We start from the raw sequence: 15,405 nt of genomic DNA on the forward strand, positions 1-15,405 counted from the left end.
ATACATCGGCATGGTATTGCGTATCATGGTACTCATGGCTGATTTCACACACATTCTGGCTACTCGACCTGACTTCACCGAAAGCGATCGCGAATGGCTGCACCATCTGGTCGCCGACTGGCAGGTGATCGCCGATCTGAGCTTCGCCGACCTGCTGCTGATCGTGCAGGACGGCGACGGCAACTACCGCATCGTCGAGCAGTGCAGGCCCTCCACCGTGATGACCCTGAGAATCGATGACGCCGTCGGCGCGCTGGTCGCCCCGGAAATGGTGGGGGAGCTGGATGCCGCCATGCAGTCGAAGACCGTGTTCAGGTCCACTGTGCTCAGGGCGGTCGGCAAATCCACGGTCTGCAACGTGTACGCCCCCGTCCGTCATGACGGCAAGACGCTGGGGCTCGTCGTGCGTGAGACCAACATGGCCACGCGCGAGTCGAACGGCCGGTACGAGTCCGAAAGCATCAACGCGGGCAAGCAGTTGTACGAGATGATTCCCCGTGGCCAGTTCCCCTACGTCAACGCGATCATGAGCCAGCGCCATGTTGCGCGTGTCTCGGACGGCTTCATCATGCTCACGCAGGAGGGCATCGTACGCTACGCCTCGCCCAACGCCATCAGCTGCTTCAGAAGGCTGGGATGCCTGATGACGATGCAGGGGCATTTCCTCAGCGAAATCGGCACCGACTTGCTGCGTCGCAACGATCCAGTCCCCGAAGCGCTGCCGATGGTGCTGATGGGCAAGGATGCAGTGGATTCCGAAATCAACGCCAACCGATCCGCGGTATCCGTCCGGTCGCTGCCCCTGTACGACAACAACGGGCGCACCGGGGCGATCATCCTGTGCCGTGACGTCACCGAGCTGCGCAGGCGTGAGGTCGAACTGCAGACCAAGAACGCCACGATCTCGGAGATCCACCATCGTGTCAAGAACAACCTGCAGGCGGTCTCTGCGCTGCTCAGGCTCCAGGCGCGCAAGACGAAGTCCAGTGAGGTCAAAAAAGAGCTTGAAGAGGCACAGCGCCGCGTGCAGACCATCGCCATGGTGCACGAGGGACTGAGCCAGACCGCCGATGAGATCGTCGATTTCGACAAGGTCATCTCCAACCAGCTGAAGATGAGCGTCGACTTGGCCACGATGTGCGACCAGCACATCCACATCGATTACGTCGGCAAATTCGGCATGATGCCCGCACAGGATGCGACCCCACTGTCACTGGTGCTCACCGAGCTCATCACCAACTGTGTGGAGCATGGTTTCGAGGGACGCAAGGAGGGGCATATCACCATCTCCGCCGGGCGCAGCGGCAACAGCCTCAATGTCGTGGTGGAGGATGACGGGTCGGGGCTCGCCAACGAGGAACACGACGGTCTGGCACGCTCCTCGGGCTCCGGATTGGGCACGCAGATCATCAACACGTTCGTCACCAACGATTTCGGCGGCAGCGTGCGCTGGGAGCCGCGTCACGAAGGCGGCACCCGGGTCATCCTCGACATGACGCTGCGTGCGGCGCAGAACGAGTGACGGCCGCTTGACGGCCCGAAAACCTGCCGAAACATGATTGAAGGGTGGCCTCCCTGTGGGGGAGACCACCCTTTTCGTAGCATATGGAGCTATGAATCGGCTGCGGCGAGGAGTCGGTTGTGACGAGGAGCGACTCAGACCTGCAGCTGCATGGCCTGGGAGCGACGCGCGCGCATCGCTCGACGCTTCAGGGCGCGGCGTTCGTCTTCGCTCAGACCGCCCCAGACACCATAATCCTGATTGGTGTCCAACGCGCACTTCAGACAGGCGTCAATCACCTTGCAGGTGCGGCAGACCGCCTTAGCTTCCTCGATCTGCTGGTATGCGGCTCCCGTGTTTCCCACCGGGAAAAACAGTTCCGGGTCCTTGTCTCGACATGCTGCCTTGGCACGCCAATCAAAAGCGCTGCTCATGTGTATCACCCTCCTCCCATCGCCTATTGCCGACGACGAGCTTTCAAATCATACATTAGGTAACCACGAAACGAATGTTTTTTCAAGAGGTTTTCGCTCTCAAGTGTGAAGAACTTCAGATTTTGGCCATGGCGCACTGTATCCACAGGGCGTTCCCCTCGCGCAGCAGCACGGCGCGGCCCGCCGTCATGATGTCATCCGGCCCGCATTGCGACAGCAGGCCGGCGGGTATGCCATCCATCAGGTCCACGGTACGTTCCCCCGTGGGGAAGACTATTCTCGTGCCGCAATGCTCGGGGATTCGGATGTGCTTGGAGGTCTCCACGGCGAACACGACGGTGACGTCGTGGTCGCCCAGCGCGTCCTTGAGCCGTGCGCATAGCGGGTCCGTGCCGAACGGATCGAACAGTGTGTCGGCATCGTCCACCAGCCACAGCAGATGCGGGGATACGGGAGGTGGCGATTCGGAGGAGAACCGCACCCGTCTGTGATGGCGTACCGTCGACGTGACGAACGCCCGTCCCTCGCGGCGTGTCCAGCGCACGCACAGGCCGAGAATGTCGCGTGAACGGTGCGCTAGCAAGGCGAGAATCGTGGACTTGCCGCGTCCTGCGCTTCCGATGATTCCGACATTGCCGGCGTTCACGGCGAGTTCCGCCACATCGATGCCGATGCCGTCATCGGCAAGGGCGAAGGGCACTGAGGGAACGTCCGATGACCGTGCGGGCAGCATGTCGGCCTCCACGATGCGGGGTAGCGGGGCCGTGAACAGCGCCGAGGCATGGACCAGACCATGAAATGCCGCAGCTGTGCGCGCGGCCTCGACCATAGCGCCGATGTCCGATACAAAGGCGCATCGGAACGGCTCCACGGATTCACCGTCGTTGCGCCATGCGCACCCGGGAGCGGACGGGCTGATGGATGCCGCCCGCCCGTCTCCCAGCAATTCGATGGATTGCAGGCCGTCCCGGACACGCAGGCATATGTTCAGCGCCATGTTCGCTTTCATGTCGGCGCTGACCTGTCCCAGCGGGTTCTGTGTACAGGCGATGACATGCATGCCCAGGGAGCGCCCCAGCGAGGCGATGCGCACCAGCCGGTCCACATAGTCGGGCAGCTGGTTGTTCAGCGCATGGAACTCGTCGATGACGACGATCAGCGAGGGCGGCGGGGATTGCAACTGCCCGATCGAGCCGACACGCTCCGCGGCGACCAGATGCTCCCTGCGTCGCAGCTCCAGCTCCAGCGCCCTCAACGCGCGAACGGCGTGATTCAGATCGAGGTCGCACACGCTGCCCACGGTATGCGGCAGCCGCTCGATGACGCTGAACGCCGAACCTCCCTTGAAATCCAGGAACACGAAATGCAGCCGGTCGGGCGGATTGCGCACCGCCATGGCCAGGCACCAGCTTTGCAACAGCACGGATTTGCCGGAGCCCGTGGTGCCGGCGACCAAGGCGTGCGGCCCTTGGCGGGGCAGATCGATCGTGAACGGCCGCTGCCCCGACCCCATGCCCACGGTGACGCACAGCGACGGGGAGGCGAGCCATGTTCTCGCGATGATGCGCCATGGCAGCGGCTCGGCCTGAAGCCCCGTCAGCTCCTCCAGTGAGGGCGAGTGAATCCGTGACGGATCCTCCGACTCGCCTTCATCCTTGTCCCGATCGGCTCCGTCCGCCGATCCATGATGGCGGCCCCGGGCTCCTGCCATATCGGTGGGCCGACTTGGGCGGCCGCCCGCAGCGTCGTGGCTCGTCGTCCCGGATTCGTCGCGGCGTGACGATCCACGACGGTCAGCAAGGGATGACGCCGCCGAAGCCATGCATCCCACCATGCCCGGCGCGACCATGGCGGCGAACAGCCAACGTCGCTCCAGCAGAAGCATGATGACCATCAACGCCTGTGCGGCGATGGGCGCGACCAGCGTGATCATCGGCAGAGCGGACGATCCGCGCGCGCGTCGCTCGCGCCTGGGACGCCGCCTGCCTCGCCCGCGCCGCCCGCGCCTCGAATCCGGGTTCCTGCCTTCGTCCATGCCCTCAGTGTGGAACGGCGTCGCCGGCATGCGCAAGCTTGGGGGAACAATGTGGTCGAAGGCTACCGAGTTATCCACATTTCGGCGTGTCGTGGCCGGCGGGTGGAACACGCCAACCGGCCACGACGAGGCATGCGGCCTGCCGCATCATTCTGCGATCACTGGTTGGCCAGCGTGCCCACGGCGCCCGGCTTGTGGCTGCCCGAAGCGAGCTCTCTGAACAGTTCGAGGTTCTTCGCGTCATCCAGCAGCACCGACGAGCCGACCCCGGACACGTTGTAGCCGGGATTCGTCCAATAGACACTGCCGCTGATGCCGTTGTCGGAGGTGGCGTCGCGGAACGCGAACACCATCTGTGCGAGCGTGTACGGGTTCGTCTTGGAATCGACGGTGATGGACGCCAAAGCGGCTTTCAGCGTCTTGTTGAGTTTCGGGATGTTGGTCAGCGTCTTGCCGGACATGGCCTTCTTCGCGATGGCTCCGATGACCTGTCGCTGGCGTTCGGCGCGGCCGAAATCGCCCTTCGGGTCGGAGTAGCGCATGCGCGAGAACGCCAGGGCGGTCGCCCCATCGGCCGTGTGGCATCCCGCGGTCCAGTTGAGATTGGACAGGGCGTCGTTCACGGTCTGGTCATAGCACAGGTCGACCCCGCCCAACGCGTCGACCACATCCTTCAAACCGTTGAACTTGATCTGCGCGACGTGGTCGATCTTCTGGCCGGTGATGGTCTCGACCTGCTGGACGAGCGCCTTCTCGCCGGACAGCTGGGCGACGGCGTTGATCTTCATATAGGTGCCGTTCACCTGCACCAGCGAATCGCGCGGGATGGAGATGAGCGAGCGGGTGCCGGAATTGGGCTTGGTCAGCACGAGGATCGTGTCGGTGCGGAACCCGGTGATCGTCTTCGCCTCTTCGCCGGTGCGCTGGTCGGATCCGAGGATGAGCCAGCTGGTGCCTGACGTGTTGGCCTTGTCGGACAGCCAGGGCTGCTTGTCGAGATGACCGTCGACCCAGTTCCACAGTCCGAACGTCACCAGCATGATGACGACCAGCAGCGCCGCCAAAACACTTGCGACGATACGTCCCACGGGGCGCTTTCTGCGCATGGCGGTGGCTGCCGGCCTCCCGGACATGCCACGGCCGCCTCCCTGTGCGGCCGGCATGCCGTAACCGTAAGGGCTCTGCGGGCCCTGACGTTGTGCGGAGGCGAACATCGACTGCGCACCCGCGCCCTCGCCCGGACGAGGCTGGTTCGAAATAGTATGCGTGGAGCCCGCTGCACGGCGGGGCTGGCGTCGGGCCGCAGAAGCGGCGTCCTGCATGGGAGAGACCGGTTGCAGGCGGGCGTCCTGCTCGGATGCGGACCGCCTGGTCGACCCGGATACGCGACGCGATGAATTCGGCGTGAAACTGGGAATCACGTCCTGTGCGGCCGGCATGCTTTGCGCTCCCTGAGCGCCTGCCGAGGTCTGCCGACGCGACGGCACGCCTGCCTGCGGACCGGCTCCGGGCACGGCCTCGCCGGCGGCCGACGGACGCGGCACCTGCCCGCTGGGGCGACGCTTGCGCGTGCCGGAGGGAATGAAGCTGGGAGGATTGTCCTGTGGGCTGACTCCACTGTTTCCTTCGCTCATGGTTCCTCCAGTGCCTCGTGTTCTCAATCCCTTTTACACGTTGTCATGAGTCATTGTCGTGTCCGTTGCCCATTCCTCTGCAGTAACGGCACATACGTGAAGGGCTGGTGGTCGGATATGACAGGGAATGAAGAAGGCATGGGGGTGAAGGCTGATGTCGCTTACCACACTTTCGCCCTTCTGCGCTGCATTGACACGGGGTAGACTTGACAAAGGTAAGTCGCATGTGTGTAATTACCCTGATGGACGTCCATAGCAGCATCGGCAAGGAGGAGCGACACATGTGGGGAGTGGTCGACGATTCCGCCGAGGATCCGATGAGTGAGCTGTGGGGCCTGTTCAAGTCGGACGACGATGTTTCCTGGCAGCATAAGGCCCTGTGCTCCCAGACCGATCCGGAAGCTTTTTTCCCCGAAAAAGGCGGGTCGACGCGTGATGCGAAACAGGTGTGCGCCCGCTGCGAGGTGCGCGAGCAATGCCTGCAATGGGCCATCGAACACGATGAGCGTTTCGGTATCTGGGGCGGCCTGAGCGAACGCGAACGCCGCCGCTATAAGAAGGAACACAAGGAACGTGCGTGACGCGGCGGCCGTGCGTCGCATAGACTGGAGATTATGAGTTCCACAGGCAATAGCGATATTCAGCGGATTCTGGCCGATGTCATGGCGAACAGGCCATATTCGCATCGGCAGAATGTCGATCCGACCGTCGTGGCGGTGGTGACCGTTGAAGAGGACATGCGGTTTCTCCCCGACACCATGGGGGCGCTGCTCAGACAGACGGTGCTGCCGGGCGTGATCGTCATCGCCGATTGCGCCGGCGGCGACAATCCTCCGGTGCAATCGCAGTTCCAGGTCATTCCTGCGCCGTCGGGACTGGTCAGCTCCGTTCCGCAGCCCAAGACCGTCACGGTCGAGCTGGTCGGCGTCAAGGGCGCCCGTTCGTTCTATCACGGCGTTGCCAAGGCGCTGCATGACGCGCAACTCGACTCGTCCACCCGCGCGGTCTGGCTGTTGCATGACGATTCACGGCCCGCGGACGACACATGCCTCGAATCATTGCTGGAGACGTGGCGTAACGATCCGACCGCATCGGTGCTGGGAGCCAAGCAGCTGGACTGGCAGGCCGAACACCTGCATGACGTCGGCGCGTATGCGTACCGGCATCGCGTGGAGTCGCTGGTGGTCGACGGCGAACCGGATCAGGAGCAGTATGACGGCCGTCGTGACGTGTTCTCGGTGAGCCTCGCGGGCGCGCTCGTCTCGATCGAGACCATGCACGAGCTTGGCGGTGCCGACGACTGGTTCACCACATTCGCCGAATCGGAGGATTTCTGCCGGCGCGTATGCCTGAGCGGCCGGCGCGTCGTGGTGGTGCCCCAGGCGCGTATCGCTCATCGGCGGGCGCGATTCGAAGGGGTGCGTACCAAGGGCGGCGAGCCCGTGGACGAGGATCGTCCCATTGACAGTTCGATGGCTCGCATCAGGGGGAGGATGCGCTACTCCTATACGGACACGCGCCTGATGATGGGGCCGTTCGTCTGGGTGTTCGGCGTGTTCGCCGCGATTGGCAAGGCGATCGCGAAACTGTTCGCCAAGCGTCCGTACGAGGCGCTGTGCGAACTGGTCGCCCCCTGGACGCTGTGGGGTGGCCTGCCTCGCGCCATCGCGGCCCGTCGCCGCGTCAGCCGCCAGGAGTCGGTGCCGATCGGGCGTCTCGGCGTCCTCGTCGCCAACCGGCAGCAGGTGGCGCAATGGCATGACCGCGTACAGGCGCTGTCGGACCAGCGCCATGTCGTCCTGCTGTCGCCGCTGGCCAAGGCCCACTTGCGCCGGCGTGCGATTCAGCGCTGGCTGCTCGCGGTGGCGATGGCCTTGGTATGCTTCGGCGTCGTGGCGGTGATGCACGGCACCACATTGCGTGCCGTTCTGTCGGGAGCGTCCCTGTACTCCGATTCGCTGCTGCCGACCGGCGGGGACTTCGGTCAGCTGTGGCGAGCCGCCACCACGTCGTGGGTGTTCGGTGACGGCATCGCCGCCCCGCCCGCACCGTGGCTGCTGGTATGGGGACTGGCCTCGGTGATAACGGCCGGCAATGTGTCTGCCGCGATCGCGTTGGTGACGTTTGCCGCGGCACCCCTCATGGCGTTGTCCTTCTGGGCGTTCGCCGGCGTGTTCACCCGTTCCGACGCGGTCCGTGTCGCATGTGGACTGCTGTGGGCGTCGTTCGCGCTCGGCCTGGGGCTGTTCTCCGCAGGCGATGTGCCGATGCTCACCGTGATGGTGTTCCTGCCGGCCGCGTTCGCCTTCGTGTTCCGCGCGGTGGGTCTGTATCGCACCGAGGACCAGGTGACGGCCCATCCTTCCGTTCAGGCTGCGGCTCTTGCGGCGTTGTGCTTCGTACCCCCGGTCGCCGCCGAGCCCCAGCTGATGCTGTCCCTGATCGTGGTGTTCGTCGTGTTCCTCGCCGTGGTGCCGCGGCATCGCGCGATGCTGCTGCTGATTCCGCTGCCGTCAGGGTTCGTGATCGCGCCGACCATCATCAGCGCGGTGCACCATGCTTCGGAAGGGTCGTGGCGTCAGCTGTTCGGTGATGTGATGGTGCCGTTATCCGCCAGGAACGGCGCTCCGGATGCTTCCGGGTTCGCCATGCTGACCATGCGTGCGTTCGGTGTCGATGATACGGCCGGCAACGGTCTGGCAGGCCTGTCGGCGGCCGGCGTTTTCGGTATCGGCGTCCTGGTGCTGCTGGCCGTGGTGACGGTGCTTGCGGTGGCGTCGCTGTTCCTGCCCTTCGCATTGCGCGCCTCGCGCATGATGTGGGTCGTCACGCTCAGTGGTGGGGCGCTTGCCGTCGCATCGTCGAGGATCGTCGTGGCCGTCGATGATGACGGTCCTGTCGCGGGTTCCGTGCTGCCCGGCGTGGTGTTCGCGCTGCTTGGTCTGCTCGCCTGCGTCGGATTGGTCTCCGGAATGGCGGTCCACCGGTTCTCCCTGTTGCGGCAGGGGAATGGCTCGCAACCCGTGCTGACACGTCTTGAAGGCCGCAAGGCCAAAAACGCCAAGGTGCATGCGGTGTTCGCCCGTATCGGGCGCGGCGCGCTGGTGGCCATGCTGGTGGCCGGTGCCGTGTCATGCACTGCGGCGTCAGCCATGGAACCGGGGTCGAACGGTCTGCACGCGTCCCGTTCCGATGACGGGCTGCCCATGGTCGCCACCGATTATCTCGGCAAGGACGACGCGCACCGCGTGCTCGCCATCACCGCCGAATCATCCACCGGCGTACGGTATACGACGATGCGCACGTCACGCGGCGATCTGATGGACAGCTCTCCGGCATTGCGTGCCCGAGTCGCGGATGGCGGTCATGACTCCCGCGACGCCGTACTGTCGTCCGCGAGCGCCCGGCTGCTGGTCAGCGCCGATGCCGACGCGATCGCCGATATCAGCGCGTTGGGTTACGGCGGCCTGTATGTGGTCCGTCCATCGGCTGGCGATGGCGGCTCCCAGGCCACGGAACAGTTGATTTCGAACATCACGGCGAGTGAGGGTATCCAATCCGTGGTGAGTAACACGTCGGGTGTCTATTACCGGCTCACGCTCGTCGACAGCGCGACGCAGCGCGTGCCGCAGGACGGTATGCTGAAACAGCGGCATCTTGCCTACCGGTATGCATGGCTCGTGTGCATGGGCGTGGTGATGGGGCTGTATTGTGTCGTCGCGTTCCCGCGCAGCCACCGTCGTTTCATCGAGGAGGACCAATGAGCAGCCAAGTCAAACGTGGAGGCAAGGTCTGGAAGGCTGTGGTCGGCGTCATTTCCACGGTGATCATCGTCGGCCTGTTCGTCGCCCTGCTGGTACTGACGGCATCGGGCCGTTGGGTCGACTCCGTCTCGTCGGATTCGGCGTCCGTCTCGCACGCGGTGAGCCAGAGGCGGATCACCGCATACTGTCCGTCCCGCATGACATTGCCGGATGCGTCGGCGTACGGTGACAGCGAATATCAGCCGAGTGAAGGCGACATCTCGTCTTCGGCCGGATTCGCCGCGTTCGGAGCGGTGTACCGGTCTCAGTTCGGCGCGTTTGGCGGCTCCGGCGATACCACGCAGCTCAAGGACCTCGACCCTACGGATACCGCGAAAGTCATCGCAGCCTCGGCCGACGTCGACCGTACGTCGCTGCTGTTCGACACGCAGCTGTTGGAATCGGCCGCGGGCGTCGGCGCTTCCGCGTCCGTGGCGTCCTGGGCGACGAAGGGCGACCTGCGCGGCCTGTCCGCGACATTCTGCGATGTCGGTGCGCTGGAGCAGTCGTTCGTGCTGCCTGACACGCAGACCGGCACCACCCAGCAGCTGGTCGTGGCCAATTCGTCTTCGAAGGCCACTGTGGTGGATGTTCGGGTGTGGGGTACGGAACAGTCCGGTGCGCTGGCGTTGTCCACGGGAAGCACGCTGACCGTCGCGGCGAACGCCGAATCCGTGCTGAGTCTTTCCGCGGCCGCAAGCGGGCAGAAGGGGCTGTATGTCACGGTTTCGAGCCGGCAGACGCCGGTATCGGCATCGGTGCGCGTGATCAGGACCGAAGGGCTGAACCCGAAGGGATCGGATTACGCCGCCGCGGCCGGGGAGGCGTCCAAGGAGCTCGTCTTCCCGGCCGTCGCGGAGGGAGACAAGGCGACACTCACCGTATACGCGGCCGGTTCGGGGTCGCTCACCGCCGCATGGGTCGGCGCGGCCGGGCAGTCCGTCCATCAGTATTCGGGCGACCGCGTCACCACCATCGATCTGGGCGATGTTCCCAAAGACGCGTCGGCGCTGAAGATCACGGCGGATACGAAGGTGACGGCAGGTGTGACCGTCAGCCGTGACGGGAACGGGAACCAGTCCGATTTCGCGCTGATCGGCGCCGCGCAGACAGACGACCGGTCGGCCGCCGTCATTCCCTCCGGTCTTGACGGCCGTGTGAGCGTGGTGAACGCGTCTTTATCCAGCAAACAGATGCACATGACCGGTTACGACGACAAGGGTGCCGCGGTGGGGGAGAAGACCATCACGGTGGACGCCGGTGCCGCGGCGAGCTTCGACGCGTCGGATTTGGGAAAGAACGTCTTCGCGGTGGCCGCCGACGGCAAGGGACTGTCATGGGGTGTCCGGTTGTCCAGCTCCGCGGTAAGTGACGCCAAGCTCGCCGGCATCGCCTACATCGGCGCCACGCCGTTGATGCCGCTGCAGGAGAGGATCTGGGCGCGGTCGGATATGACCATCGTTCACTGACGGTCGGTCGGCGGAACGTTCCGTGGTGCTCCCTATGAGGGGTGCTCTATGAGGTTTCGCCCCGACAGAGCCTTACAGGCTCCAATCCGGGTCGATCTCATCCGGCCGGCGGCCATAGAGCTCGGCGAGCCGAAGCACCACCTCATCGCGGATGGCCAGTTCCAGATCCATGCGGCTGCGTGATTTGCTCTGTATCGGCATGCGGTACAGCACGATGCGGGCGGGGATGCCGTGGCTCGCAGGGAAACACTGGGACGCGAACGACGGCTCCGGCTCCCAAGGAGCCGGCTGCGAGGGCGGCACATCCTCCACGGCGAACTGCACCGGCTTGACCAGTTGCGGCCAGGCGCCGTTCAGACGCCGGATCTGGGCCGCGACCATGTCGTCGAACGCGCCGCTGCGGGTACGGTAGCGCGGGAGCCGCGTGCCGAACATCGGCGTGCGCATGCCCCGCCCGTGACGATTGCGATACGTTGGTCGTTCCCATGGTGCCTGTTGCATGGACTCCACTGTAGGACAAGCCGGCGGCAATGCGTTAGGATACTTATCATCGACAAGGTTTCCTGGGGAGGTGTACAGATGCCAACAGCGACCGTGCACGCTTGGAATGATACCGGTTGGCGACACGACGGCGCACATGCGCGTCTGATCGCCTTCGACCTGGACAACACGCTGGCCGTCTCCAAACAACCGATGAAACCGGATATGACCGTTCGCATCGAGGCGCTGACCGAACTGATGCCGGTGGCGATTGTGACCGGCGGCGGGCGTGAACTGGTCATCAGTCAGGTGCTCGACGTGCTGGGTCCCCGAGCTGACCTTTCCAACCTGCATGTGATGCCGGCGGGGGGATCGAGCTATTACCGCTGGCGCGAGGGCGCATGGCGTCTGGAATACGAGAGGACGCTGTCGGCCCGGGACAGGGACGCGGCCATATTGTCGCTGACTCGACGCGCCCGAGAGCTGGGCATGTGGCCGGAGCACCCGTGGGGGGAGCCCATCGAGGATCGTGGCAGCCAGATCACGTTCTCGGCTCTGGGGCAGCTCGCGCCGATCGAGGAGAAGCGCCGCTGGGATCCCGACGACACCAAAAAGCGGCGGCTCGTCGCCGCGGTGGCGGGCGACCTTGGTCATCTGCGCGTACGCGCGGGTGGCTACACGAGTGTCGATGTGAGCGCCGGAAACACCGACAAGGCGTTCGCCCTGCGCGAATTGGCGGGACGGCTCGGCATCGGCACCGGTGACATCATCTTCGTGGGCGACCGGATGACGCCCGGCGGCAACGACTATCCTGCCGCGCAGGCGGGGGCTATCGCGCTTCAGGTCACCGGACCGCAGGATACCGTGCGTCTGTGCGACATCCTGCTGCCTTTGCTGGGTGGCGAGCCGGTTCGGCAGGACGGATGAACCACATGGGATGGCACGGTTTCGCGCGAATGCTCACAGAAGTGGCCGGATCGCTGCGGGACGTGCTGCTGCCGCGTGGCTGTGCGGGATGCGACATGCCGGACGCTGTGCTGTGCGATGACTGTCGCGCTTCGGGTGGCGGCTTCACGTCGTTCGCTATGCCTGGCACGGTTTCGGGCCGGGCGATTGCCTGCGGCGCATATCGCGGGCCGCTGCGCCGTGCGATACTGCGATGGAAGGATCATGGCGACGAGGAATGCGATGGCCCGTTCGCCGATATGATGGCCGACGCGCTGCTTTCGTCGGGCCTGCTGGCTTCGGATCCGATGCCGGTGACGACATTGGTGCCGGCCCCATCCTCCCCGCGCTCGATGAGGGAGCGCGGACGGTGGCATATGCGTAACGTGACGAACTCATTGGCACGGTCGCTGCGGCGGCGCGGCATGGACGTCGATACGGCCGCGCTGCTGCGGACGACGAAGACGAGCGGCAAATCCGTGCAGATGCACGGCGCCGCCCAGCGTTCGCGGCGTCTGCAGGGGCATATCGTCATCGCTGCGCGCCCACCCTACCCACGCAACGTGATCCTGGTGGACGACATCGTCACCACGGGCACCACGGCCCGGCAATGCGCGCAGGCGCTCAACGCCGCGGGAATACATGTGACAACGGTCATCTGCCTGGCGCGCACCCTGCGCACCGGCGAAAACATAGACGACTAGCCAAGTCCCCTCCCGCTGGCGAGAGGGGACGCGCAGCGCCGGCGGAGGGTGGCCACCACCCGGTCGAGCCGCACACCCGCCATCCGCGCAGATCACCAGCGCAATCCAGTTATTTCCGTCGCAGCCGACGCTGTGGATGAAAACTGCCCGTGACCACGCCCCATATCACGACATCCCCATGTTCGGAGGGGACGAAATCGGGGTAGCGTGGATTCTCCGCGTGCAGCATGGGGCGGCCGTCGCGCGACAGCAGTCGCTTGACCGTCAGCTCCCCATCGAGCACGGCCACCACCACATCGCCGTCCTCGGGCGTCAGCGAACGATCCACGACCAGCCAATCGCCGTGGAAAATGCCGGCCCCCTCCATGGAGTCGCCGGCGACGGTGGCGATGAATGTGTATTCCGGGTGCTTGATCACATGAGCGTCAAGGCTGAAGCCCTCCTCCCGCCCGTCCAAGGCGGGGGAGGGGAAGCCGGCCGCTACCATCTCGGTGACGATCGGCACGGGACGGGGATCCGGTCGCGCATGAACCACCGAACGTGCCGTGCAGGCTTCGGGAGCGCAATTCCGGCTCACAACAGGGCCCGCGCCGAACCGTCGGTCGCCGGCTCGTCATCGGCGATATGGTATTTCGGCAACACGATCTCGAAATCCGCGCCGCGCGGGTCGTCGACCACCCGGACCGTGCCGCCGTGCAGCTGTGCGGCCCAACGCGCGATCGACAATCCGATGCCGGTGCCGCCCGATTCGGTGCCGGGGCCGCTGCGCCCCTTGACGAACCGGCGGAAGATGTCGGAACGTTCCTCGACGGGAATCTGAGACCCGAAATTCACCACATTCGTGACGATTGTGCCGGTGTCGGCATTCTCCCGAGCCTCGATCAGCACGCTGGTGCCGTCCGCGGAATGCTTGAGCGCGTTCGCGATGATATTGGTGAACAGCTGGCGCAGCCGATCCTGATCGCCCTCCATCCAGATATCGGAATCCACGTGCAGCATGATGTCGTGCGCGTGCCCGGCGTCCGCGATCTCCAGCGGCTCGATCGTCTCGTCGAGGAAATCATGCAGGCAGAAACGTTCGATGTTCAGGCTCGCCGCGCCCGCCTCCATGCGAGACAGATCGAGCAGGAACGCTATCAGGTCGGATAGCCGGTGCGTCTGGCCCAGAATGCCCTCAAGATTGGCCGGCGTGGGCTCGACCACCCCGTCCGCCATGTTCTCCACCATCGCCTGCAGCGCGGAGACGGGGGTGCGCAGCTCGTGGCTCACGTTCGCCACCACATCGCGCCTCATCTGATCGGCGTGCTGCAGTTCCTCGGCCATTTCGTTGAACGTGCGGGCCAACTGGCCGATCTCGTCGTTGCTGTTGGTCGCCACGTGGACACGGACGCTGTAATCGCCCTCCGACATCGCCTCGGCCGCGTCACGCAGCTGCCTCAGCGGCGCGATCAGACCCCGTGAGAAGAAATAGGTGATGCCCAGTGCGACGATCATGGTCAGCGGCATGGCGATCCAGCCGCTCCACCCGTACTTGAGCAGGAACCAGACCAGCACGAACGCGATGGACGTGGCGATGACGATCAGGACGCTCAATTCCATTTTCAGGGACGAAAACAGCCCGATCGGACGATCGAAATCCAATCGGGCCTGTTTCCTGTCCCGCTTCTGACGCGGCTTCATCACTGTTCCGGCGGCTCGAAAGCGTAGCCGACGCCGTGCACGGTTCGGATGGTCTCGGAACCGAGCTTATGACGCAGCGCCTTGACATGGGAGTCGACGGTGCGGGTGCCGGATGCATCCACCCAGTCCCAGACCTCTTCGAGCAGCTTCTCGCGGGTGAGCACCGACTTGGGTTTGCGCGCGAGCGTGACCAGCAGGTCGAACTCGGTCGGCGTCAGGTGCACCTGCTCGCCGTTGACCGTGACCAGACGCTGTGCCGGGTCGATGACCAGCGAGCCGAAGTTGAGGATCTTCTCGTTCTCAGAGTTCTTCGCGATGACCTTCGCGCGTTCCACGCGGCGCAGCAGCGCCTTGCAGCGGGCGATCAGCTCGCGCATGGAGAACGGCTTGGTCATGTAATCGTCGGCGCCCGCGCCGAGGCCGATGACCTTGTCCGCCTCGGCGTCGCGGGCGGTCAGGATGAGCACCGGCACCGGGCGGTCGGCCACGATGCGCTTGGTTGCTTCAAGACCATCCATGACCGGCAGCATGATGTCCATGATTACCAGGTCCGGGCGCAGCTGCTTGGCGGCCTGAACCGCGCTGGCGCCGTCGGACGCCACGCGGGCGGACCATCCCTCCGCGGTGATGCGCTGAGCGATGGCGGTGGCGAGGGTCGGCTCATCCTCGACCACCAGAATGGTCCGCGGCGTCGTTTGACGTGTTGGAGAATTAATCATG

13 protein-coding genes are annotated in these 15,405 nt (G+C 64.7%); 6 read left to right on the forward strand and 7 right to left on the reverse strand.

Features of this window, described 5'->3' with window-relative positions; genetic code table 11:
• The first annotated feature begins 34 nt into the window (after positions 1-34).
• A complete protein-coding gene (locus tag BBBF_RS03600) occupies positions 35-1,522 on the forward strand; it encodes a sensor histidine kinase (protein WP_033509496.1) in 1,488 nt (495 codons plus the stop codon).
• Between the two features lie 134 nt (positions 1,523-1,656).
• Here BBBF_RS03600 and BBBF_RS03605 read toward each other — a convergent pair whose 3' ends face one another.
• The 3 genes from BBBF_RS03605 to BBBF_RS03615 form a co-directional block, all read right to left on the reverse strand.
• Positions 1,657-1,935, reverse strand: coding sequence for a WhiB family transcriptional regulator (locus tag BBBF_RS03605; RefSeq protein ID WP_003812680.1), 279 nt, complete (start codon positions 1,933-1,935; stop codon positions 1,657-1,659).
• Positions 1,936-2,050: 115 nt separating this feature from the next.
• Positions 2,051-3,646: an FtsK/SpoIIIE domain-containing protein gene (locus tag BBBF_RS03610; RefSeq protein WP_003818218.1), complete on the reverse strand. Its 1,596-nt coding sequence runs from the start codon at positions 3,644-3,646 to the stop codon at positions 2,051-2,053.
• 482 nt (positions 3,647-4,128) lie between these two features.
• Positions 4,129-5,604, reverse strand: a complete 1,476-nt coding sequence (locus BBBF_RS03615) for an LCP family protein (protein WP_013363359.1) — start codon at positions 5,602-5,604, stop codon at positions 4,129-4,131.
• A 281-nt stretch (positions 5,605-5,885) separates the two neighbouring features.
• Between BBBF_RS03615 and BBBF_RS03620 the strand changes: the two genes are divergently transcribed.
• Genes BBBF_RS03620 through BBBF_RS03630 form a run of 3 tightly spaced genes read left to right on the forward strand, consistent with a single transcriptional unit; the run spans position 5,886 to position 10,876 of the window.
• Complete coding sequence (locus BBBF_RS03620) at positions 5,886-6,185, forward strand: WhiB family transcriptional regulator (RefSeq protein WP_003812689.1); 300 nt, start codon at positions 5,886-5,888, stop codon at positions 6,183-6,185.
• A gap of 33 nt (positions 6,186-6,218) precedes the next feature.
• Positions 6,219-9,368: a glycosyltransferase family 2 protein gene (locus BBBF_RS03625; protein WP_021647445.1), complete on the forward strand. Its 3,150-nt coding sequence runs from the start codon at positions 6,219-6,221 to the stop codon at positions 9,366-9,368.
• Positions 9,365-10,876: a DUF5719 family protein gene (locus BBBF_RS03630; RefSeq protein ID WP_003820600.1), complete on the forward strand. Its 1,512-nt coding sequence runs from the start codon at positions 9,365-9,367 to the stop codon at positions 10,874-10,876. The genes BBBF_RS03625 and BBBF_RS03630 overlap by 4 nt, the downstream gene beginning before the upstream one ends.
• A gap of 72 nt (positions 10,877-10,948) precedes the next feature.
• Here BBBF_RS03630 and BBBF_RS03635 read toward each other — a convergent pair whose 3' ends face one another.
• Positions 10,949-11,377, reverse strand: a complete 429-nt coding sequence (locus tag BBBF_RS03635; protein ID WP_074741471.1) for a metallopeptidase family protein — start codon at positions 11,375-11,377, stop codon at positions 10,949-10,951.
• 78 nt (positions 11,378-11,455) lie between these two features.
• On the opposite strand from BBBF_RS03635, the gene BBBF_RS03640 reads away from it, so the two are divergent.
• Together BBBF_RS03640 and BBBF_RS03645 are read left to right on the forward strand one after the other, a co-directional pair.
• A complete protein-coding gene (locus BBBF_RS03640; protein ID WP_003820601.1) occupies positions 11,456-12,283 on the forward strand; it encodes an HAD-IIB family hydrolase in 828 nt (275 codons plus the stop codon).
• A 5-nt stretch (positions 12,284-12,288) separates the two neighbouring features.
• Positions 12,289-13,005 carry a ComF family protein gene (locus tag BBBF_RS03645; RefSeq protein ID WP_003820603.1) on the forward strand — a complete coding sequence of 239 codons (717 nt, stop codon included), beginning with the start codon at positions 12,289-12,291 and terminating at the stop codon, positions 13,003-13,005.
• Between the two features lie 109 nt (positions 13,006-13,114).
• Here the strand turns inward: BBBF_RS03645 and BBBF_RS03650 are convergent, their stop codons facing one another.
• Genes BBBF_RS03650 through BBBF_RS03660 form a run of 3 tightly spaced genes read right to left on the reverse strand, consistent with a single transcriptional unit; the run spans position 13,115 to position 15,404 of the window.
• Complete coding sequence (locus BBBF_RS03650) at positions 13,115-13,540, reverse strand: LexA family protein (RefSeq protein WP_051265157.1); 426 nt, start codon at positions 13,538-13,540, stop codon at positions 13,115-13,117.
• A gap of 38 nt (positions 13,541-13,578) precedes the next feature.
• Complete coding sequence (locus BBBF_RS03655) at positions 13,579-14,685, reverse strand: sensor histidine kinase (protein WP_021647442.1); 1,107 nt, start codon at positions 14,683-14,685, stop codon at positions 13,579-13,581.
• Positions 14,685-15,404: a response regulator transcription factor gene (locus BBBF_RS03660; protein ID WP_003812704.1), complete on the reverse strand. Its 720-nt coding sequence runs from the start codon at positions 15,402-15,404 to the stop codon at positions 14,685-14,687. The genes BBBF_RS03655 and BBBF_RS03660 overlap by 1 nt, the downstream gene beginning before the upstream one ends.
• Position 15,405 lies beyond the last annotated feature (1 nt).

The sequence above is a fragment of the Bifidobacterium bifidum ATCC 29521 = JCM 1255 = DSM 20456 genome, from assembly GCF_001025135.1.
Classification (GTDB): domain Bacteria; phylum Actinomycetota; class Actinomycetes; order Actinomycetales; family Bifidobacteriaceae; genus Bifidobacterium; species Bifidobacterium bifidum.

What these genes read in the sequence shown, in the direction of transcription:
- BBBF_RS03610 (WP_003818218.1), bottom strand. Translation starts at nt 3,646, where the DNA reads ATGGCAGGAGCCCGGGGCCGCCATCATGGATCGGCGGACGGAGCCGAT.
- BBBF_RS03640 (WP_003820601.1), top strand. Translation starts at nt 11,456, where the DNA reads ATGCCAACAGCGACCGTGCACGCTTGGAATGATACCGGTTGGCGACAC.
- BBBF_RS03620 (WP_003812689.1), top strand. Translation starts at nt 5,886, where the DNA reads ATGTGGGGAGTGGTCGACGATTCCGCCGAGGATCCGATGAGTGAGCTG.
- BBBF_RS03615 (WP_013363359.1), bottom strand. Translation starts at nt 5,604, where the DNA reads ATGAGCGAAGGAAACAGTGGAGTCAGCCCACAGGACAATCCTCCCAGC.
- BBBF_RS03655 (WP_021647442.1), bottom strand. Translation starts at nt 14,685, where the DNA reads ATGAAGCCGCGTCAGAAGCGGGACAGGAAACAGGCCCGATTGGATTTC.
- BBBF_RS03625 (WP_021647445.1), top strand. Translation starts at nt 6,219, where the DNA reads ATGAGTTCCACAGGCAATAGCGATATTCAGCGGATTCTGGCCGATGTC.
- BBBF_RS03660 (WP_003812704.1), bottom strand. Translation starts at nt 15,404, where the DNA reads ATGATTAATTCTCCAACACGTCAAACGACGCCGCGGACCATTCTGGTG.
- BBBF_RS03605 (WP_003812680.1), bottom strand. Translation starts at nt 1,935, where the DNA reads ATGAGCAGCGCTTTTGATTGGCGTGCCAAGGCAGCATGTCGAGACAAG.
- BBBF_RS03635 (WP_074741471.1), bottom strand. Translation starts at nt 11,377, where the DNA reads ATGCAACAGGCACCATGGGAACGACCAACGTATCGCAATCGTCACGGG.
- BBBF_RS03630 (WP_003820600.1), top strand. Translation starts at nt 9,365, where the DNA reads ATGAGCAGCCAAGTCAAACGTGGAGGCAAGGTCTGGAAGGCTGTGGTC.
- BBBF_RS03645 (WP_003820603.1), top strand. Translation starts at nt 12,289, where the DNA reads ATGGGATGGCACGGTTTCGCGCGAATGCTCACAGAAGTGGCCGGATCG.
- BBBF_RS03600 (WP_033509496.1), top strand. Translation starts at nt 35, where the DNA reads ATGGCTGATTTCACACACATTCTGGCTACTCGACCTGACTTCACCGAA.